This window comes from Zymobacter palmae (assembly GCF_003610015.1).
Classification (GTDB): Bacteria; Pseudomonadota; Gammaproteobacteria; order Pseudomonadales; family Halomonadaceae; genus Zymobacter; species Zymobacter palmae.
Genome location: NZ_AP018933.1, coordinates 1,302,315 through 1,322,568 on the forward strand (window position 1 = coordinate 1,302,315; position 20,254 = coordinate 1,322,568).

General features: G+C 57.9%; 25 protein-coding genes. All 25 read right to left on the reverse strand.

What is annotated here, in order from left to right:
- Positions 1-3: 3 nt before the first annotated feature.
- The gene (locus tag ZBT109_RS05705) at positions 4-588 is read right to left on the reverse strand and encodes a DUF2612 domain-containing protein (protein ID WP_051523726.1); all 585 of its coding nucleotides are present in this window, start codon (positions 586-588) and stop codon (positions 4-6) included.
- The gene (locus ZBT109_RS05710) at positions 585-1,802 is read right to left on the reverse strand and encodes a baseplate J/gp47 family protein (protein ID WP_027704811.1); all 1,218 of its coding nucleotides are present in this window, start codon (positions 1,800-1,802) and stop codon (positions 585-587) included. Before ZBT109_RS05710 ends, ZBT109_RS05705 begins: the two co-directional genes overlap by 4 nt.
- Positions 1,802-2,158: a hypothetical protein gene (locus tag ZBT109_RS05715; protein WP_038277838.1), complete on the reverse strand. Its 357-nt coding sequence runs from the start codon at positions 2,156-2,158 to the stop codon at positions 1,802-1,804. The genes ZBT109_RS05710 and ZBT109_RS05715 overlap by 1 nt, the downstream gene beginning before the upstream one ends.
- Positions 2,158-2,940: a Gp138 family membrane-puncturing spike protein gene (locus ZBT109_RS05720; RefSeq protein ID WP_051523725.1), complete on the reverse strand. Its 783-nt coding sequence runs from the start codon at positions 2,938-2,940 to the stop codon at positions 2,158-2,160. The genes ZBT109_RS05715 and ZBT109_RS05720 overlap by 1 nt, the downstream gene beginning before the upstream one ends.
- Complete coding sequence (locus tag ZBT109_RS05725) at positions 2,933-3,859, reverse strand: hypothetical protein (protein WP_027704810.1); 927 nt, start codon at positions 3,857-3,859, stop codon at positions 2,933-2,935. Before ZBT109_RS05725 ends, ZBT109_RS05720 begins: the two co-directional genes overlap by 8 nt.
- A gap of 4 nt (positions 3,860-3,863) precedes the next feature.
- Entirely contained in the window at positions 3,864-4,151 is a 288-nt protein-coding gene (locus ZBT109_RS05730) for a phage baseplate plug family protein (RefSeq protein ID WP_027704809.1), read from the reverse strand.
- Positions 4,144-4,827, reverse strand: a complete 684-nt coding sequence (locus ZBT109_RS05735) for a phage baseplate protein (protein ID WP_027704808.1) — start codon at positions 4,825-4,827, stop codon at positions 4,144-4,146. The genes ZBT109_RS05730 and ZBT109_RS05735 overlap by 8 nt, the downstream gene beginning before the upstream one ends.
- Before the next feature lie 88 nt (positions 4,828-4,915).
- Positions 4,916-5,266, reverse strand: coding sequence for a hypothetical protein (locus ZBT109_RS05740; RefSeq protein ID WP_027704807.1), 351 nt, complete (start codon positions 5,264-5,266; stop codon positions 4,916-4,918).
- A 122-nt stretch (positions 5,267-5,388) separates the two neighbouring features.
- Positions 5,389-7,665, reverse strand: a complete 2,277-nt coding sequence (locus tag ZBT109_RS05745) for a lytic transglycosylase domain-containing protein (protein ID WP_051523724.1) — start codon at positions 7,663-7,665, stop codon at positions 5,389-5,391.
- A gap of 200 nt (positions 7,666-7,865) precedes the next feature.
- Positions 7,866-8,255: a hypothetical protein gene (locus ZBT109_RS05750; RefSeq protein ID WP_027704806.1), complete on the reverse strand. Its 390-nt coding sequence runs from the start codon at positions 8,253-8,255 to the stop codon at positions 7,866-7,868.
- Positions 8,256-8,347: 92 nt separating this feature from the next.
- Positions 8,348-8,752 carry a hypothetical protein gene (locus ZBT109_RS05755; RefSeq protein WP_027704805.1) on the reverse strand — a complete coding sequence of 135 codons (405 nt, stop codon included), beginning with the start codon at positions 8,750-8,752 and terminating at the stop codon, positions 8,348-8,350.
- Positions 8,753-8,756: 4 nt separating this feature from the next.
- The gene (locus ZBT109_RS05760) at positions 8,757-9,908 is read right to left on the reverse strand and encodes a DUF3383 family protein (RefSeq protein WP_027704804.1); all 1,152 of its coding nucleotides are present in this window, start codon (positions 9,906-9,908) and stop codon (positions 8,757-8,759) included.
- Between the two features lie 2 nt (positions 9,909-9,910).
- Positions 9,911-10,471 (reverse strand): phage neck terminator protein, encoded by a 561-nt coding sequence (locus ZBT109_RS05765; protein WP_027704803.1) that lies wholly within the window; start codon positions 10,469-10,471, stop codon positions 9,911-9,913.
- Positions 10,471-10,899 (reverse strand): hypothetical protein, encoded by a 429-nt coding sequence (locus ZBT109_RS05770; RefSeq protein ID WP_027704802.1) that lies wholly within the window; start codon positions 10,897-10,899, stop codon positions 10,471-10,473. The genes ZBT109_RS05765 and ZBT109_RS05770 overlap by 1 nt, the downstream gene beginning before the upstream one ends.
- A gap of 4 nt (positions 10,900-10,903) precedes the next feature.
- Positions 10,904-11,401 carry a phage virion morphogenesis protein gene (locus ZBT109_RS05775; protein ID WP_027704801.1) on the reverse strand — a complete coding sequence of 166 codons (498 nt, stop codon included), beginning with the start codon at positions 11,399-11,401 and terminating at the stop codon, positions 10,904-10,906.
- Positions 11,398-11,817, reverse strand: coding sequence for a DUF4054 domain-containing protein (locus ZBT109_RS05780; RefSeq protein WP_027704800.1), 420 nt, complete (start codon positions 11,815-11,817; stop codon positions 11,398-11,400). Before ZBT109_RS05780 ends, ZBT109_RS05775 begins: the two co-directional genes overlap by 4 nt.
- Positions 11,789-12,064: a hypothetical protein gene (locus ZBT109_RS05785; protein ID WP_027704799.1), complete on the reverse strand. Its 276-nt coding sequence runs from the start codon at positions 12,062-12,064 to the stop codon at positions 11,789-11,791. Before ZBT109_RS05785 ends, ZBT109_RS05780 begins: the two co-directional genes overlap by 29 nt.
- 51 nt (positions 12,065-12,115) lie before the next feature.
- Positions 12,116-13,075: a DUF2184 domain-containing protein gene (locus tag ZBT109_RS05790; RefSeq protein WP_038277835.1), complete on the reverse strand. Its 960-nt coding sequence runs from the start codon at positions 13,073-13,075 to the stop codon at positions 12,116-12,118.
- A gap of 17 nt (positions 13,076-13,092) precedes the next feature.
- Complete coding sequence (locus ZBT109_RS05795) at positions 13,093-13,611, reverse strand: structural cement protein Gp24 (RefSeq protein ID WP_027704797.1); 519 nt, start codon at positions 13,609-13,611, stop codon at positions 13,093-13,095.
- Complete coding sequence (locus ZBT109_RS05800; RefSeq protein ID WP_027704796.1) at positions 13,611-14,792, reverse strand: DUF2213 domain-containing protein; 1,182 nt, start codon at positions 14,790-14,792, stop codon at positions 13,611-13,613. Before ZBT109_RS05800 ends, ZBT109_RS05795 begins: the two co-directional genes overlap by 1 nt.
- 61 nt (positions 14,793-14,853) lie before the next feature.
- A complete protein-coding gene (locus tag ZBT109_RS05805) occupies positions 14,854-15,891 on the reverse strand; it encodes a hypothetical protein (protein WP_145984488.1) in 1,038 nt (345 codons plus the stop codon).
- Positions 15,818-17,182, reverse strand: coding sequence for a DUF1073 domain-containing protein (locus ZBT109_RS05810; RefSeq protein ID WP_038277833.1), 1,365 nt, complete (start codon positions 17,180-17,182; stop codon positions 15,818-15,820). Before ZBT109_RS05810 ends, ZBT109_RS05805 begins: the two co-directional genes overlap by 74 nt.
- A 17-nt stretch (positions 17,183-17,199) precedes the next feature.
- Positions 17,200-17,613: a hypothetical protein gene (locus ZBT109_RS05815; protein ID WP_027704795.1), complete on the reverse strand. Its 414-nt coding sequence runs from the start codon at positions 17,611-17,613 to the stop codon at positions 17,200-17,202.
- Between the two features lie 2 nt (positions 17,614-17,615).
- Positions 17,616-19,268 carry a phage terminase large subunit gene (gene terL / locus ZBT109_RS05820; protein ID WP_027704794.1) on the reverse strand — a complete coding sequence of 551 codons (1,653 nt, stop codon included), beginning with the start codon at positions 19,266-19,268 and terminating at the stop codon, positions 17,616-17,618.
- Positions 19,261-20,247 carry a terminase small subunit gene (locus ZBT109_RS05825; RefSeq protein WP_051523722.1) on the reverse strand — a complete coding sequence of 329 codons (987 nt, stop codon included), beginning with the start codon at positions 20,245-20,247 and terminating at the stop codon, positions 19,261-19,263. The genes terL and ZBT109_RS05825 overlap by 8 nt, the downstream gene beginning before the upstream one ends.
- Between the last annotated feature and the right edge of the window lie 7 nt (positions 20,248-20,254).

The following is a 20,254-nucleotide window of genomic DNA, read 5'->3' on the forward strand; positions in this document are numbered from 1 at the left end:
ACCTCAGCGGAATGAAATGGCCGTCAGGGACACGCCCTGCGGTGGCTGGATGATGGATGCAGTCGTGACAGCGGTGTACAGCATCATGTCGATTGTGTCGGTGTTGAGCACGATCTCGAACGTCATATTTTTGTGATCAATGATTGTGCAGTCGACGCCAAAGATGGTGTCGATCATCTGCTTGTAGTCGTCGATGGTGTGGGCGCTGGTATTGCGGAATATTTTCGCGGCGATGATGCCGCGCAGGGCACTGTCGGATACAAGAACGGTATCCGGAGTAGCCTCGCCGTCGAAATAAGGCGAGGTATCGTAAGGCTGCGATGCTGGGTTGCCGGCGTATCCGAAGTAGGAGAGGGCGTCCCCGCGGATGGCCGGGCGCTTTCGGATGCCGACAATACGCGCGACGATGTTCAGTAGCTCACCGTACTGTTCGGTGTAATCGAGCAGCGAGTTGAGCTGCCGGCAGGTGCGCGTGAAGTTTTCATCGAGAAGAGAAGGCAGGATGCGCACCCACTTCACCAGGTGGGGCATCTCGCGTTGCCAGTAGTAGATGCGGCTTTCTGCCTGGTCGGCGTATGTCGTCGTCATGGCGTTCGCACCTCGATCTCGATGTTCTCAGCGTCGAAGACGGCAAGGTCATTAAACGCGATCGTGACTGGGTCACGTGACAGGGCGTCTTTTCGTGTGCCGATAGTGAGATCGTTCACCGTTCCGTTATCGCCGATATAGGCGTTCACGGGCGTGTACAGTCGGCCGATGGTCACTTCTTCGCCGATCTGAAATCCACGTTTAACAAAGCCGGTGCCGCCTTGGTAGCCGCTGTTCGCGTACTGAAGAATTGCCTGCTTGAGTGCACTCTTGTCGCCGTCGCTGAAGGTCGAGGAGGTGATCGTTACCTTTACGAACAGTGACACATACCGCGGCCGGAACACCGATAGATGCACGGGGTTACCTTTCGGTGTTTTGGTATCAGCGGATACTTCCACGCTGGTCGTGCTAATACCCTCGTTGTCGTTGGTACCAGGGTTCTTGACGGCAGCAAAGGCCTTGAGAATGTCAGCATCATTGCCACCGTCGACGCACACAAACAGCGAATGCGGATTGAGGCCAATCGAGTTCACAGTGGTTTTGTCGTTGCTGTAGACGCGTAGATGCTTTACTCCGGGAAGAGAGAGAATCTGGGCATAGATCGCATCAATGGTGTTGGCTGCGCCTGATGCTACCGACTCATAGCGTCGAACCCGGTAGTCGTTGTCGTCCTCGTTGTTTTGCCCAAGCGACGCCGCGTCGCTGTTTGTCACGCCTGTAACGCCGTCAGGAATACTGCCTTGGATGGCATTGAGGGTACCGATGTTGGCAGAGATAGCCCCCGCAGTGGTGCACGTCACCGCGACGTTTCCTGCGCCGCCATCAGCAAGGGTAAGCGGACTGTTCGTGCGCCACGTTGTCCCGTTAGATCGGTGTCGAATCAGCGTGCCCGTGGGTACGTATGCCCCTGCGTTGCCGGTGAAGGTGACGATGCTTGTGCTGTACGTTGCTTCTTTGCGCGGCGTTCGTGAAAGCTTCCCGATCCGATCCAGCTGCTGGTCGACTGCACTGTCGGGATCGAGCGAGTTGTAGATGCTGACCAGCACTTCATCAAGCATGGCCAGCACTTCGGAATCGCTCTGCATCTTCATGCCGTCGGGCGTTGAGGGGTCGATTTGCCAGCCTTGGTCGATGGCAAGGTGCTTGTTTTTGAGGTCGTTCAGGTACGACTGTTGCGTTTTTGGCGTGATGCCTGTGCTGTCGATGGTCGGCATCAGAAGACCTCGCTGGTAAAGGCTACGGGGACGGTATCGCCCTCGGCGCTGATGAGTGTCGCGCTGACCGCGATCTCGCGCTTATAGCGGTTGTAATCGAAAGAGAGAGAGGCCACACCGGCCACGGCAGGAGAGGCGAGGAGCTGATGGCGGATAAGCGTCTCTGCCTGTGCTTGGTCGGCGTGGCCGAGAATGTCGCTGAACCACGGCGTGCCGTTATTCACGTTCATGAAGTCTTCGCCTTTGATCATGCGTAGGCGGTACGTTGCGCTCAGTCCCGCAGCGCGTTTGCCTGACACAAGCTGATCACTGCCGCTGGTGACAAGGTCGCCGCCCTTGATGTTGCGGATCATCATCAGTGGGGTACCTCGGTGTCGTTCTGTCTGTCGCCTGCGTAGTCGCTCTTCTGCGAGTGCACATGCGTTGCGCCGATGTTGACGCCGTTGTTCGTTACGCTCGCACCAGCAATCGCGACGCCAGCAGCGTTGATCATGAGCGTGCTGCCCCCGGCGGTAAGGGTTATTCCGTCAGGCGTCATGGATATAGAAGTGGAGCCCAGCGTTGCGGTGATGCTGGTATCCGTGAGTTCGGCCACTGTGCTACCACGCCGGATCGTTGCGGCGCTGTCTGTCAGCGTGACAGAGGTCTGGCCTTTTCTGACCCGTAGTCGTTCACTCGTGAGTACTGTCTGCACGTCATTAGCTCGGTCTGTCAGGCCGATGCCGCCGGCTGGGAATGCCGGGAAAGCGGTCTTGTCTGATCGAGCGCCAGGAATGAAGAAAGCGTCTGTCGCTGAGAAGGAGCGAATGTCATGTGGCTCCTGCACGCCGCCGTGTTGTTTCCAGCGATCCGCGGCCCGCTGGCTGAATACCACCAGTCCCTCGTCGCCTTCCTTCAGGTCAAAAAAAAGGCTCCACGATTGGGAGCCAGGGAAGAGAACAGGAACATCGATACAGGGTGGTATTTCAAGCCACATGTCGTTGCGTCGGCGTTTGATGCCGATCTTGATCTGAGCGCGCTGCTTGCCGGCGTTATAGGCAAGAAGGTGGCCGGGGAGGGCCGTCATGAGCATGCCTTTCTGCCCATCGAAGAAGGCTTGTAATGCGTCTGATGTGGTGGGGGCGTCATGGCTATGCATAGGGTGTTCGTCCGACAATGCTGGTGGTCCACACGTCACCGTCGAACATGCCACGGTGCGTGATCGTTTCTGCGTAGTACTCGCCGGCAGCATTGGCTGTCAGCATGCGCTGATTGTCCTCGTAGGGGTTACCTGCCGAGGCAGCGTAGTACTGGCTTTCTACCCGGAATCGGTCGCATGGGTGCATTGCTGAGTTGAGTCGTGTTGCGACGATCACTCCCTGCGGAATGTAGGTCAGCGATCCTTCCATTCCGGTCTCGGGCGTGATGATGTGTACGTCATTCGTCGCTGCATATCCCGGCGCACAGAGGTAGAACTGAGAGTAGATGCCGCTATTCTGGAGCTGGCCATCTGCAGAGTATGAGTAGAGCATCGACCGGCTGCGGGTAGCGAGGTCTTGAGCGAGCCGGAGAGCGTAGTCAGCGAAGGTGAAGCCACTTGTCTCTGCATATCCCAGTCGGTCACGCCAGTACGTTGCATCGCGCGGGATCAGATTCAAGGTGCCGTTCATTGCGTCGATGGCGTCGTGCAGCATGCTCAAATAGGGCGTGCCTGGCCCCCATGTCTTGCTAAGGATGGCCTGCTGGGCATCTTGAGAGACGGAAGTGGCAAATACGCGGATGTAGTTGTCGACGCCTGACCGGATGTGGTGGACGTTGCGGATCACTCCGTAAAAGATCCGCTCAAATCCATCTCGGTAGCCCGCTGAAAACTCAATGCGGCTGCCCTGTTCGATGATGGCGTAGACCGTGTCGCGGTCGAACCCATAGAACGATATTTCGGCGTGTCCGACACTGGTATTGGGGTGGTACGCAATGTCGAATGTCACATGCTGTGGGGCACTGGTGCTCAGCACGCTGCCGTTTTGGAGCGTGATCGTTGCTTCCCAGTACCGGCCGTCAATGAGCGTTGATGCCATGTCATCAGTGCTCCCATACGAGCTGGTTATCGATACCCAGATTTGAAGGTGTCGGTGTCGTGCCCTCGATCTTGAGCGTGCCAGCAAAGCCGCGGCATCCCGACATGATGTTGCTGCCGACGTGCAGTCCTCGACCGGCTGTTAGGCGCTTGCCAGTGCCGTCAGTGACGGTCACGACGAAGTAGCGGTAGGTTGTTAGCCAGTTGAGCTGGAAGCGATACTGCTGGCCAAGTGAGGCAGTGAATGAGAAGTGTGCACCGCTGGGCGAAAGTGCAAGGATGGTCCTAGCCATTGCTGATACCCACCTCTCCAATATTGCCGTCTGCTTGGCCCCGCGTAGAGACATCGTCGTTATTGCGCAGCTGACTGTTGATTGTTGCCGCTGATGTGCTGGTGGCGAAGTTGCGTGGTTGCTCCAAGCGGATTTCGAAAATTCCGCCACCTTCGGTTTGAGGATCAGTGACTTCACGCAGGTGAACGATGCGATACCCTTTGTAGTCGCGCTTCGTACCCACCACGTTGACGTTGATCGCCGTCAGACGCATGCCGTCCAGAATGTCGTAAGCAGACACTGATCGACGAGACGCGCTGGCGTATGCAGAGAGCCCTCCCGATGCTGCGAGTCCCACGGCCGCCGCCGCAGTACCGCCGATCTTGTTCAGAATGAGGCCGGAAGCTGCAGTACCTACCCCGTTCGCTAGTCCACCCAGCGTAGAGCTCGACGCTTGTGCTATCGCCACTTTTGCAGGGTTATCGCTGATGCCCACTTCCAGTGTTAGCGATGGGTTGCGATGAATGGTGTGATCATTACCGCTGAAAGCCGTCTCTGTTCTGTAGCTCGCGAGCTGTGACTCACGGCTGTCATCTTCACGGTGAATGGCATCGAAGATAATACCCACGCCGTTATGTTCATCAGCTGGCTGGATGGACGGCGTCCGGCTGCTGATCATGTTTCCAAGCTTTGCCATGGCTTCCTCCAGGCACAAAAAAACCGCCAAGCGGCGGTTGGGACGTCAAATTCTCATAATGTGAAAGGTATAAATATATATATTGAGCCTAAGTCTTGATCAATGTTTTTTCTTTGTCGATTTTACCATTTTTATCAAGGTATATATCAATGGTTTTAAATGCTTGGTTTAAATTAAGAGACGATGTCTCATAGTTTTTATCTTCAATATCTATTTCTATGCCTTTTTCATAATACTTAGAGGCTTCACCTCTGATTAAGAAATAAACAGTATCCCCATGATATAACTCTCTCTTATCATATATATCTCCATTTATGTAGAATCGCGCATAGAAAATATCCTCGGATTGAGTAGAAGAGTGAATTCTTACTTGCGGAATTCCGGGGAATAAAAAACCTATCAAAGCGTACACTAAACTAAATATTATAGAGTATAGCATTGATGTTTCCTTATCCCTGTTTTATTTCAATGACTTATCAATTTGAACGATTGAAAGTTATCATGAAAGCAGGAAAAGGCGGAGCTGAACTAAGGTGCAGTTCGCATTGATCAAGCTGTAGGTTAAGCGTCTGGCGAGGCCGATGCTCTGAATTGGGTTGTAACCACCGTATTCGCTTGTCCAATCCCGCGGCGGACGCCGTTTTCAACGGCACGCTCAAGGTGGTGAGGCTGCTGGTTACCTCGCGCATCAACGTGAACGTTCACTGTGGGCCCTTGTCCGCCAGCCATCTGGCGATAGTTGCCGTAGTTCGGTGCGGTTGGGTCATAGTCCATATAGCCACGTGTCTCGCGCGGCATGTGGGATCGCCACTCGTCACCATACCGATTGATGGCTCTGTCAGTCGCCCCAGGTCCGGCGTTATATGCCGACATGATCTTCTGGATATCGCCATGGTACTTCCGGTTGTATGCCTTGATCAGCCCTTGGCCGACGCGAGCATATTCTTCGGGTGAATCATCACGGGCAGGGTCAACGTCATAACCCGGCTGGCGTGCAGTAGCAGGCATAACCTGATATTCACCGCGGGCGCCGGATGTCGCGTTTACCTTCAGCTTTCCATCGGCCTCGTAGCGATTTCCGCGCGACTCTTTGAAAAGAATGCGCTGACGAGCTTCCTCTGCAGTGTCTGGCGAATAGACGTGCTGCCGAAGGTCCTGCAGCACGTCCATATTGTCTTGAACGGTAGAAGGCTGCTGTTGATAGATAGCCGCTTGTTGTCTGTATTCTTCTAAGTTTTTCTGATGCTCATTCCAAATACCTTCATCGTATGCCCTGAGTTGGTCGTTTCCTTCCCATGTTGTAGGAATTCTTCCGCTGTCTCGGGCCTGTATTTTGTTTTTTAAGTCGTCTTGCTTGAAAGCATTTAACTCATCAAATCGGTCGCGGCGCCGCGGCGGGGGAGTCTCTATTAATCCCGCGCCAGATAAAGTATCGATCTCTGGCCTCGCCGTTTTGATGGGCTGCATTGCCCAAGCGGCCGTGGTCGCTACATTGGCAAAACGGAGCACGGGAGCTAAACGAGATAACACAGCAACTTCGGTACCTGCCGCCCTTGCACCCGCTTCGGAAGCAAGCTTTGCTCCCGTCAGACGGCTGGCAGAGGTCGTTTCGGTTGCCGCCGTGCTTGCTCCTGTACTGCCAGCAGAACCACCACTGAATACGTTTTTGATGCCCGACCACATTTTGGCGCCTAGCCATGCGCCACCACCTGTTATGGCTGCCGCCTCAAGGATCGGATGTTCGTTCGCCTTCTCTAGCCCCTTCACCAACGGGTCTGACAGTTTTATGAGTTGGTTGAGGATGCCTGTCATGTTGTCAGCGAAGTGGGTCATTGCGCTTTGCCAGCGTTCAGAGGCTTTGGTGACCTCCTCATCGGGCGCTGCACCGCTACGATCGAAGAGGGCTCCCTCACGTTGCCAGTCCTGTGCAGACTTGGTCATGAAGGGGCGTACGGAGGATTCGGAAAGGCCAAGAGACATGGCGGCCGTGCGCACGCTACCGGGGTTGCGCTGGCCCTCATCATGAATGCGGCCGCGTAGCCAATCTGCGGCACCGGTTACATCATTGCCCCGTGGGTCGAAGTACTGCCGCAGCTGGTCAACGTTGATGCCCGCACGGGTCATCTGTAGGCGCGTATCATCGCTGATCTGGCCGTACTGAGCGTCGGTGACCAGCTTGTTGATGTTGCCAAAGAACGGTGCGGCATCTTCGCGGCGGCCGCCAAGGGCTTGGAGCTGGCTGCCGAAGCGCATCTGAGCGCGTGCGCTGGTGCCGGTAGCATACGCGCTGCCTTCGGTTTGGACGACGTTCTGCGCGCCGCTGATGATTGTCCCTGCAATGCCGCCGGCGATACCCGCGCCTGCGGTAAGTCGCCCGAGCTTCTCAAGATTGGCCCGCATTAGATCAAGCCGCCCGATTGCACCGTCGGCACCGGTATGGATGCCGCGGAACATCTGCGAGAGGGCGCTACGCGACTGTACCGCCGCCGCGCCGCCGTGGCGAAGCCTCTGAGTGACCTGTTCGATCTCACGACCGGTCACGCGGTATGACTGCGCTAAGGCGTTGACGGCTTCAACCTGCTGGCGTGTCTGCTGCGAAGCCTGCCCGCTGCCTTGTGGCACAGGAATGACCATGGCCTTGGCCGTCTTCCTGACCTGCTTTTCGAGGTTGCGATACAGGCTAAGTCGCTCGGAAAGTGCGCTGTTATTGCTGCTAGCAGGGGCGTTCAGCTTATGTACCAGCGCATCAACGTCGCGCAGGTCTTGCTTCATCCTCTCCAGCGGCCGGTCGTCGTAATTGACACCGACCTTCCACCACATCGACTCGATAGCGGCCATTTCGGCTCCTTAGCGTTCCTGGGCTTGCGCTTCTTTCAGCGCCAGCTCGTGTTGATACTCGAGCTCATCAAGCACGATGTGCATCTGCAGGACATCGGCAAGCTCATACGTGCCGTCGTTCATCTCTGCCCACGTCGCGAGAGGTGATGGCACCACGCTGCTGGCGATGCACGGGCGCCATAGCAGCCAGTTGATCTTATTCAGGCTGTCGCTTCTTCCAGATCGTCTTCGGCGGGGTTTCCGTGCGCGCTCAGCGTAAAAAAACTGCCAAGGTTCTCCCGCAGGGCTTCAATGATCAGCAACTGCCAGTCTTGGATGTTGTCGGCGAAAAGGTTGATTGCGACCGGCATGCCTTCATCGGTTTTGATCAAGTCTCGAGTCGCAAGTTGAGCAAGCCGATCGCGGATGTTCTTCGGCACGGTCATCATGAACGTGACCTTCGACATGTCGCTGATTGACTCGTCAGAATTGAGCAGGGGGAGAATGCCTGCTTGGCCGACGAGGCCGAGCATCTCGTCCTGTGCGACGGCAGAGGCGGTCATGCCAATAAAGGTGCGATCCCGTACGGTGATTTCGTAACTACGTGCCATGTGAAGCTCCAATAAAAAAGGCCCGCGTAGGGCCCAGATACAAAATCGCCGCCCATGGGCGGCGTATACGAGGTGTAATCAGGTCGTGTAGATCAGGTCTCTTCAGAGTCGTTGAACTCGAAGACTAGCCGCTCGTCAGTGGCCGTTGTCTTGCCCCCGCGTCCCAGCTCGCCGCGATTGACAAGAATGCCGTCAAACAGCGCGACCTTTTCCAGGGTGCCGGCTTGGCTCCACAGACCATTGAAGTCGACGCGGGCCTTGTCGAGGGCCAACACTTGCCGAACTTCATCGCACCCCGGCAAAAGGCTGACCGTAACGCGCTTGGCGCGCGTTGCATTGTCTAGGCGTACGGATTTACCGCCGGTGCCGCGCTTTAGGTGCGAGCGCGGCTCGATGTCCTCAATCGTGATCGGTGGGTCAGTTTCACCGAGGTTCTCGAACGAAATACCGTTGAGCGTCAGCGAGCCCTTATCCTGACTGTAATTGAGCATGCTCATGGGGTTACTCCACGTTCAGGTTGATCGGTGCGACACGGCCAGAACGGGCCAGCAGCACGATGATGTTGAGAGACGGGTACTGGCGAGCGTGACGCTGGGCTGCGGTTAGTGACAGCACTTCTGTCTCATCGTTGAGGATCAAAAAGCCATTCTGCAGATACACCGTTTCGCCCGTGCTGGGATGGGTGATGTTGCCTTCTCCGAGCACGCCGTTAGTGTTGAACTGCTTCAGTACGGTAGTGATGGCACTGATGTAGCCACTGAACCCTTGCACGGTAAGCGCGCGTTTACGCCCCGAGCCTTTTAGGTAGTTGAAGCCCGCGTTTTGCAGATAGTTGCCGAGCACGTCAATGTTGAACACGTCGTCGATCGCTTCTTGATTGGGCGACGTGGACCACGTATTCAAAGGCAAGCATTCCGATTCTTCGCCGCTAGACGCGACACGTGAGAAGTAGGCGATGCCTTTTTTCTTCAGCAGATTGACTGCAGTTGTCGACAGGTTGTCCGGCATGATGCCAGAAAGCCCTTGGTACTCGGTGTCGATCGCCGTATTGGCGCCCGCCGGGTCAAACTTGCTGAACGTAGCCATGGTGGCGTAGTGCGCATAAGCCTGACCAGCATCTTGCGCGATCGTCGCTGCCGACCGGTAAGCTGGGAATACGTGGCGATACTGCAGGTCGTGTACCAGCGTGCCGAGGTCATCTGTACCCGCGGCGACCACATCGGCAGCGGTCAGGTTCAGTGGCAGTCCGCGTCGTTCCGATTCGCACAGTGCCGCCAGCCCGGGGATGGTCTCGCGCGTTAGGTCGCCGTTCTTGAACAGCTGAAAGTAGCGGTATTTCTGGTGCAGAAACCCCGTCATGTTGTCGGCTGGCGTAGCGCTGCTGTTCTTCATGTAGATGCTGAACGCCGGTTGGCCCGTGCAGTTTGTGAACCAGCGCGACGCGATTTGGTAGATCTCGGATGACTTCAGAAAGTCAGTGGCGACGGCCGCGAGGCTTGTGTAGTCGCGGTACGTCTCGGCTGCGAACGTAATATTCGACGCCAGATCAAGCTGGTCAGCGAACGCCACGGCTGACGCATGCTTCGCACCGGTCAAGCCACCGGACCCGATGTTCAGGTTCAGTGGTGCAATATCGGAGATGTCGATAGACATGGTTATCCCTTGGATATGATGTGATTGTCGGTATCGTGCAAAGTGAAGGGCGCGCCAGCGGCGCGGAGCACGTCAACAGTGGTTTCAAACGTGGACCACAGGTCAATGTCGATGTTGAAGCGTGGCTGGATGCCGGCTTGCAGAATGTGGGTCAGGTTGCGGATGTTGCTAACGCTTTGCCAGCCGAGCCGGTGCGTGTGCAGGAGACTACTGATGTCAGGGCGAAAGTGGGCGTGTACGAGGCGCATGATGCGTGTCTGTGCGTCCGCGTTGTACACATTGACGGTCACGCTCAGCAGCATATTGACGCGTAGGGTCTGTCGCAGATCGGTCCAGCTGCCGCCCAGTGCAGGGTCGTATGGTTCGACGGCGGACACATCCTCCTGATCGACGATCGGCCAGCCGTGTGCGCGGATCGGTTCAGGCCAGTACGTTGCATAAGCTTCGGTGCCCGGCGGGGCACCACGGCCTTGATTCGCGAGAATAACGCGGTCGGCAGGCAGTTGCAGAACGGTGCACAGCATCTCGTGCAGTGGCACATAGCATTCGTCGATCGAGCGCATTAGCCAGCCCCTCGGTAGCGCTGCACGACGGCACGGCAGAAGTGGTGCCACGGTCGGTTGTCAACCGCGATGACGCGCCACTCGCGCATCTGCAAGCCGTCGCTGAACCGCAGCATGTCGGCTTCCTGTGCTTCGTCATCGCACTGCAGATAGGTTCCATCGTTGAGATGCACGACGCGGCAGTCGTTGACGCTGATGGGAGCACTGACACCGGCGGCGCCCACGGTCATCAGTGATTCGGCTTCGCGCGGTTTGAGCGGCTGGATGTTGACCATGGTCAATTGAACAGGGTCGGCTTTTGCTGCCTGCCATGTCCCGCCGGGGCCGGTGTAGCCGCTGTTGCCTGATTGCCGGATAAGCCAGACGTCACCGGCTGGCGTTGATCGGAAGGGCGGGTCTATCAGCGACTGCATATCGATGCCGTTCATGCCGTCACTCCTCGTCGTTGGTTACTTGATACGTGATGGCTTGCCGCAGTCGGCCAGTGTCGACCAGCGGCTTACTGCTGCCTTTGCGTGCGATCGTGCTGCGTGCCAGCGGCGGCCCGATCCCTTGGGATATCGCTTCTTGGCAGTCGCGGACCATCATCAGCCCCGCCTGTGAGAGCGCCTGGTTCATAGTGATCTTGCCGTTGAGGGCTCGGCCTACGAACCACTCGAACGCCTTTCGATACTTCGGCAGGTTGGCCTTAAGTGGCGTCCGCAGGAACGATCGCTCGGGGATTATGATCTTTGCCCCGTTGGGATGATCAATCGTCGCACCGAACTCGTGGATATACGCCAGCCGCGCCAGCGGCATGCCGTCTTCTTCGGTGCCCGCACTGGCAGGGACGCCGACCAGCAGTTGCTTGTCAGTCTTGAGCTGCTGGGATCGCTTATCGAGCCGCGAGAACATCGCATCGAGGTTGGGGCCGGCGGTGTTGATCTTCATATCATCAGCGGCCCAATGATGCGGCTGCGCAGGCGCATGAACTCTTGCCCATACACGGTATTACCGAGCGAGCCGTTGGCGGTCGCAGTAGCGTAGTCGGGCGTTGCGATCGCATACGAGACAGACTCATCCGCTACGCGTTTGCTAGACACCTGTGCGACCACGCTGGCCACGCCACCGGCCTTTGAGACCTGCTGTGCAGCGGTGCGCATCACGAGCATATGTGCGGCGAACGCGAACATGCCGCGGCGCTTCAGCGACTGCTGCGCATCGTCATACTGACCCCAGCGCTGGCCGGTCTCGTGATCTGCTTCCGTCAGCAGTTTGCGTACTAGCGCGTCGGTGTAGCGTGCCGTGTCTTCGAACTCCGGGTAGTCATCCCGAAACTCACTGATCACCTGCGGCGTTATCTGCATTCTTGCCACCTTTGCCTTTGCCCTTGGATTTTGTGTCGTCAGACTGCTCCGGCTCCGATTGGGGTTCGGGCTCCGATTCATCCGTAGGTGCTGGCGGCTCGATAATGTTGATCAGGCCACCGGCAGAGAACAGCGCAATATCGGTCTCATCCGGTACCTCTTCACTGTGGCCGGGGGCGATCATAAAGCGCTCGCCAGCAGGTCCAGATACGTGCAGTGCGGCGGTGTGCATGTTGAGGATTTTCATGGCAACTCCAGACGATAAAGGGGGCCGAAGCCCCCTTGTAAGGTTAAACAATCAGATACCGTCGACGTAGTTCGCCGCCTTCGGTACACGCCACTCGACGCCGCCAGTACGGCACATCGCTGGAACGTAGAACGCCATGTTGTTCGGGCCTTCGATCGCTTGGAACGTCAGCGGCATCGGCATATGGCCACGTACGATGCGTTTGTCTTTCTTGTAGCAGATCATGCGGCGTGCGCCGGCAGTGCCGGCATGCTCGAGCTGGATGTCATCGTCGAAGTCGACGTCCGGGTAGTTGGCCTTCAAGAACTGCAGCAGCGTGAAGTTGCTGCCGTTGTTCGGCCCGAGCAGCGTCGAGCCCAGTAGCCGCAGCGTCGAAGACGGCATCGCGAACGTGTTCGGCTTGTGCACTGTCTTTGTCTGATCGAGGTAGACGCTGTTGTACGCGGCATTGAAGATGTTGAGCACCGCTTGAGCCATTTTCTCGCCACCAGCGGACACGATCTCTTCAATCTTGCCCGCTGAGGTGCTGACAGGAACGCTGGGGCTGGTGAACAGGCCTTCACCGACCAGTGCGAGGTCGGTAACGCCATCATCGTCCTTCAACGCGCCCAGCAGCATGATCTGGTTAGTGCTGGCCTCGGACGTGGCGCGCACCGCCTGCGCGCGCTCGGTATCCAGCGTGACCATGCCCAGACGCGCTTGTTCCAGCTCTTCAATCGTGAACTGGTAGCCGTTCTGGAACGTGTGGATGTCCTTGAACTCGGCCTTCTGAGCGACATCCGAGGTCGGGACGTCGGTGCCGTAAGGGCTGCGTGGTTTCAGGCCACCGCGGTAGTCGATGACGCGACGTACGACCTGCGGGCTATAAGCTGGCGCAGTGTCGTCGATCGGCACGAACTTCGAATACTTGTACTCGGGGTATTCAATGGCGTAGACCTCGGACTCAATGTGCGCGAGGTTGGAGCTCAAGAAGCCGAAGGCCGAGCTAATGGAAGAATCAGCAAAGCGCATAGTGGTTTTCCTTGTTGTTATGCAGGTGTGGCAGATACGGAGAGGGTGCCGGACAGTTCGATCCAGCCCATGCCGCCAGCGGGCACGGTGTCGCGCCACTTGACGCAGTTCAGCTCAATGCCCTTACCGTGAGTGAAGCGGCCGAGGTTGTCGCCGTCTTCGTTGATGATGGAAACAGTGTCGCCAGCCTTGGCGCCGTCAACACACAGCACGCGGATCGCACCGTCGCGCAGGTAGCTGACGTGCTGGCCCTTGAAGTAACCAGACTTCATTGCCGATGCGCCGTTGCCTGTATTCGGGCCGTCGTAGCTCATCGCCGCGGCATGACGCACGCTGACGCCGACCATGTCGGCGGCTTTGCTGTCCTTGGTGAACGCCTTCACTGCGCGGCCAGCAGCACCGCGTACCACAGCACGACCGAACCATACCGTGTCGTCGGCAATGCCTGAGTTCACACGCGGGCGGTCCAGTGTCGCGATTTGGCCTTCGTAGGCCTGTCCTGGGTAGATCGAGAACTCGTTCTGTGAAATAGCCATTATTGGGCACCTCCCTTCAGGCGGTTGAAGTACTGATCACGTGCAGCGCGGCGGGCCTGATCCGGGCTACTGGTATGGTGTGCGACGGAGTTCGCGGCATCGTTACCGAGGTTGCGTAGGGAGTCAGCGGTCTTCGCAGCCACAGTGTTTTGTTGCTCCTGCTCAGCCTGTTTCTTTTCGAGTTCGGCATCAAAGCGCGCTTCGGTGCGAGCGGGATCGGCGTTCTGCCAGCTGTCGGCATAGCGGCATTTAATGCCCATCTGGTCGAGTGCCTGGGCGCGGATCGCATGCGGGTCAATGCTGGCGCTGTCGGCCACACGACCGGTCAGCTGCGCAGCATCGTGCTGAACGGCGGTTACTTCTTGTACGCGTGCAGCGATAGCGCTGTCAGACGTGCGCGCCTGCAGCTTTTCATTCTCGTCTTTGAGCGCGTCACGCTCTGCTGCGGCTTGGCTGGCTTCTTGCTGTGCTGCCTGCGCGGATTGCGCAGCACTGTCGAGTTCACGCTGGATCAGCGTGCGTGCGTTTTCGTCGGCAACGTCAACGGACGTGCCGTCCGCAAGGCGGATCTTCATGGGGAGTACTCCGGTGGATTGACTGTCTGCGAGCCGTGCAGCGGGGCCGGCTCTGGCGATATCGCACAAGGCGATGTGATTCGGTTTGATGCTGGTGAGGATGAGGTCGTAGTGCTGACCATCAGGAGTGGTGCCGGGAGCGTAGCGGTATTGGCCGTCATAGCCGGCGGAGAGGGCCGTCTTGCCGCGGCCAATCGCATCGATTGCTCGCTGTGCCTTGATGAGCAGGTCAACGACCATCCAGTCGCCTTCCTGCCGTCCGGCAGAAATGGCATGGCCAACGCTGTCGCTTTCATACGTCTGCGTGTCGACGAAGTTGGCGGCGGTGTGGTCAATGATCACGTCGACGTTGTCGAAGGCCGCCATGGTCGCTGGGTCGAAAACGAGCTCCGGCGGGCGGTAGATGATGATCGGATCAAGGGGACCAATGGTCCTGCCGTGCTGCTGCTCGATTGCGGCGAGGTCTGCTGGCAGGAAGTCAGCCCCGACGTAGCGCTGCAGGCCCGCGCGAGCCACTTTGCCTGGCACTTGCATGTACCCGTTGTCGAGCACTACGCGTTGGCTGACCTTGCCCACTGTGGCGCGATCGGCGAATCGGATGTGCATAGGGGTATCCAGATACAGAAATGCCCGCACTGGGCGGGCATGGTCATTGATAGGGGGTGTGCTACTCGTCCCAGGGTATGTAGTCGATGCCAGGGAACAGGGCGACCGCGATGCAGCGGTCAGCAATATGTGCTCGGCCGGGGTAGACGCCTTTCTCGCCGTTGACCTCGGCACCTTCTGATAGGAGATAGACGCCGGGGCCGTAGCCAATGTCGCGATGCGCAATGGCCCAGCATTTCACCTTCGCGTTAGGGTAACGTCCTGCTGGATTACCGGTCACACGCTCATCGGCTGATGTGCTCCAGCGGAATCGCTCAACGCCTGCGTCCTTCATGCGCCTAATCATCACGTCACTGGTGATCTTGCTGATCTGATCGCGCGCGATGCGTTGTGCGTTGAAGTCCGATTGTGAGTAGACGCCTTGAATGTCCTGCGCGAGTCGCTTGAGCGATCGGCCCGAGCGGTAGCCGTCCAGTACCTTGCGTTCAATGTCACCAAAGAAGCGATCGGGGATAGTGCGGATCAGCGAGACGTTCTCCTGCACTGCTGCGGCCACGTAGTCGGTCAGCTGCTCCTGTCGCATCACTGCCCCTAGGTCGACACCGACAGCCGCGTTGACCTGCTGGCGCACAGCTTCGGTACCTTCGGCAGCGGCGACGTTGATCTTGGCTTCTGCAAGGCGTCTGATCTGCTGGCCGAAAGGGGCATCGCTACCTGCACTAGAGCGGGCAGTATGTGCAGGCGGGGCGGGTGGTGCTGGCGGTGCACCAGTGGTGGAAGTGTCCGGAAGCAGTAGCGGAGCATCTTGGCCGTACCAGGCATAGCTCTCGCGCAGCTGGTTTAGCCGTGTCGTGAAGTCGTCGGTAAACGACAGCGGATGATCGGCCTGTGGCGCTTCCCACGGGGTGTAGCGCTGGTGTAGCCATGGCATTAGTGACCTGTTCACAAGCTTGGCCAGATCAGTGACGATGTCGCGTAGACCCGCGATATACGCTCGCTCAGCCTTGCGTGTTGGGCGTATGACCTTACGTTTCGTCTTCCTCTTCAACCTCCGGCGCAGGACGGCCAGCCGCTTCGCCTTGTCGTTCGGCTTCTTCATTGCGCTCCTCCTGCTCAATCTGCTCGTCGCTGATGTCGTACTCGCCTTCGGACTGCAGGCGGCGCAGTACCGCGCTGAGCGGCACGCCTTGGTTGAGGCGAATCTCGTCCTTCTCGGCTTGAGTCTTCTGTCGCTGTGCCACGTCGTTCGGGTTCATCTGCTCAAGCGGGAGCCAGTGCCACGCATAGTCATCGGGCATGTGTCCGAGTGCTGAACGCACCAGCACCTCGTCAAGCTGACGCAGTGCGCGCTTGTAACGCCCGTTTTGGCCTGATCGGATGTCGTTGAAGTAGTTGGCTTGATCGCCGGCAGTGTCGTTGCCTAGCCCTTTAGCCTGCACGCCGAATAGCCGTGTGATCGGGATGCCCACGGCACCTGAGGCCCATTCCATCATCGCGCGCATCACGTCAGAGAGGCCGCCGAACGATATCTGGTTGCGCGAGTACTCTTCGTTATCATCAAGAAGCCCAAGGCCGTACAGCGACTTCATCAGGTTGAACTTGCGGTAGCGGCTGGCGATTTGCTCATCCTGATCACCGGCCGCAATGGCGTTGTACAGCCCCTTCTTGTTGATAATATCGACGTTGGCCTGCTGTATCAGTGCAGCGATACCGGCATTTGAGGCGGCAGCGTTCTTGATATCGGTCAGGCACCGTCGTAGCTGTGAGTCATCCCACCAGCCGTTGAGGGCGCGCAAACGCATCGGCAGCTCGGCCCCTGGCACTCGGATTACATGCGAGTGGTGCACGTTCTGAGTACCGCCGTTGAGCGTATAAGTGTTTGGCAGCATGTAATTGCCAGCGAGCACATCGGTCATATTGATATCGACCGCTGAGACGTACGTGCGGTCGAAGACACGCAGCCCTTTGAGGCCGCCTTTACCGATCTTGGTGACGTCCAGCGGGGCATCCAGTGGCTGGTCGGTCAGCATGACAATGATGGCGCCACCATAAATGCCTGCATCAATGAAAGCGCGCTGAATGACTTGCTGCAGGCCTGCGCGCTCTTCCTCTTGAGCAATCGCTGCGGCCTCTTCGTGCTGTATCTCGCGCCACTCGCGGGTTGAGTCTTCGACCGGGATAATGACCGACTTACGGGCCAGCCAGTTCTCGACAAAGGCCGCTTCAAACTGTGTCCAGTCCTGGTAGTTGTTCGAGAACACGAAGCGGTGTGCCTGCGTGCTGTCGCGTTCGGTACCCATCCCAGTGATGACGTTTTGCAGGCCATCGCTGGTGCGCATTGTGAACGTGCCGTCTTGCTGCTGACGGAAACGGGGCTTTGCATCCGTCATGGCGGTGACTCCGTTGCTTAATAGGTGCCCTCATTGAGCCGCTGAAGGCCAGCGGTGCGTGGGGGCGGAGTGAGAAAGTCCGCATCTGCGGGGTTGATCGTGACGATGGTGCCGTCAATGTTGCGGTCGTAGTCCGCTGGAGGTTGATCAGGATCGGCGGGCGCACGGGCTAGCAGTTTCCACTCGGCGGGAAAGCACAGGCTCTCCAACCGAGCAACGTACAGCTTTTTCCATTGCAGGAGCTGCGTGGTGCGCTGTTCGTCCCACAGGGTAGGCGCGTAGTTAGGGTCAGCCGTGAATCGCCATAAGGGTGGCTTCATGCGCGATCGACGATCACTGATCCAGTCGGCGTTAAAGCGCGTGGGCTCAAAACGCACGATCCAGATGGGCCGCCACTCGGGGCGACCGTATTGCTCATCGTCTGTGTTCATGATCACCATCCTGAGAAGTCGGCGGCACCGTCATCATCGATCAGGCAGCGGCTGATGGCGTCCATCCACGTATCCACAATGTCATCGTGATCGTGACTGTCGTCCGCCGAAAAGCCTTCGAACTCAGCCATCGCGGCGATCATCCATGTCGTACTGCCTGCTTGCCTACCGTCGGCGTAATGAGTGATGTGGATCGGCTTGCCGTCAGCATCGTGTGTTGCTGGCACGAAGACGCGACCGCTCTTGATCTGCGGCACGCTATTCAGTGCGCGCACCAGCTTGTTCTCGCCGGCACCGCGGGGGATTTCCTCAACTGCGATGGCGCCACGGCGCTTCTTGAGCGTCGTAATCAGCCCTTGACCGGCCTGTTTGTCCTCGATGCCCATGTAGCGAATCGGTGCGGGGTTGCGCGGGTCGTAGGGGGACCACTTCTCGAACAGCTCGATGGCCTTTGTCAGCAGCTCCTCCGGGTCCCACTTTCCTCGTTCTACTTCGATGATGTACAGGTTGTCGTCAACGCCCACGCCCACCAAAGTGAACACCGTATAGTCGTTGTAATCGTTGACCTTGCCGCTGTTCGTATCGACGAAGATGGCGCGGTATTTGAGTCGGGGAAGGGTCGTGTAGGTCTGAAACCAATCAGTCTGGAATATGCCGCCGGTCAGCTTTTGCGGCTTCTGCATGTACTGCGACCAGAACGTGTAGGGGTCTTTCTCCCACAGCGCAATCAGGTCGTCGATGTGTTCGGTTTCCGGCCAGTACGACCAGTACTCAACCCCGCCCACGATCCGGCTTTCACTGTCCTTAATGCAGTTCCAGCAGGCATCACGCCAGCGCTTGGGCAAACTGTCGAGGTATTCACGATTGATCAATGCGGGGATGCTGATGTGATGAAAGCGCATCCCCATGCCACCGGACAGCATGAAGCCCGTAGCATCGTCAGTGTGCAGGCGCTGCTGGATGCTGATGATCGGGGTAGGGTGATCCTTGCTCTTATCGTTTCGGCGCGATCGGATCGTGTTCGTCAGCATGCTGTTGGCAGCCTGACGCTTAGTCTCGCTGAACATGTCGACGGGCTTGTTGAAGTCGTCGAGCATGATGTGTCCGGAGTACGCCGGGCCAATGTAGCCACCACGTCCGCCAGTAATCTGGCCACCGGCTGACTTCGATATCGTCTGTGCGATGCTACGGCCCAGTGCATTGAACACTTCCCACTCTTCGGCCTGATTGACACCGAATTTGCAGGGCCATAGCGCCTGATACTCGCGGCTTGCGATGATATCGCGCGTCCGGCGGCTGTTGCGCTTCACGAGTGAGTCAGCGTAGGAGATGTTCAGGTTGCGAAAGCGCTGCAGAGCGCCTTCTTGCACGAGCGTGTTCAGATACGCTGGCAGGTGGATGGAGAAGAACTCAGTCTTTGTACCGCCTGGCGGGATGTTGATGATGACGTTGCGAGGGTTCAGCTTTCCCGCGATCAGGTCATCAATCGTGGCAGCCATGTACTGGTGGTGCCAGTTGACCAGTAGGCGATCGCCCTGGATGAGTTCGAACCACAGTTGCACGAATGACAGAAACGAGGTCAGTGATTCTTCTGCGATTGCCACCCGCATCGGAAAGTCCAACTCGTCCCACTCAAGCAGCATGTTGTCACTCATGATCGGGTCTCATCCGGTTGCGCAGCTTCTCGCGTGCTGCCCGATAGTCGTCTGCGGTGTACTCGTGCTGTATTGGCCCTCCGTTTGGTCCGGAAAGCTCTACGCGGCTGTTGCTGAGCATGCCCAAGTGCTTGGCAATACGATCCAGCGCCGCATCGCGGTCACGCGTAGTCACCTTGATGCCGTTCTTTGTTTGCTCGATACCGTCCAGCAGTAGGCGGGCAGCAGGAGAAAGGTCGCGGGTGTCTGGCGTATATACGCGGGCCATACCTTCACCCCCGCACATCGGGCAATCGGCATTGGGTCGCTGGTGGGCGGTATACCCGTATCCCCCGAAGGGTGGCAGCTCATAGCCCTTGGCCTCGGCACGTTCTTCTGCCGCTTGGTGTTCGGCTTCATCGATGTACTGGTACCCATGGTCAACGCCATGACAGTGACGGCAGCACCCGCGGCGCACCTGCGTCAGCTCGGACACGTCTGCAGTAGCGATAGCTGCCCATTGCCCCAGCACCCAGTCCTGTCCTATCAGAGTGCGAGCGGTCTGGGCTTGTATCTGCTCATCAACCGCCCGGCGGACCTTAGCATTCGCTAATAGCCGGCTAGCCTGTACCGATGCACCTGACTCCGCATATCCAGCACGTAGCGCTGCTTGGGTGCCGTTGCGATCCTTCATGTACTCAACCACGAACGATGCGGCTCGAGGCGTAATGCCATAGGCCGTCTGAATGTCGTCTGCGGCCTCCAGTACGGAGTGCTCAACCTGTGGTGCGCATGAGTGCGCATTGGTATCGGTGCGCACCGATTGCGTACTGGCTTTGCGCCCCCGGCCTTTTGATGCTTTGGCGGGCCTATTCCATTCCTGTTGCTTCCCTACCTTGCGGACGTACGACTCAGACACGCCGTGTTGGTCGGCTATCTCCCGGTAGGGTGTGCCGGCCTCGTAGGCCAGCTGTATGGCCCCCCAGTCCGGCTCTGCCATGCCATGC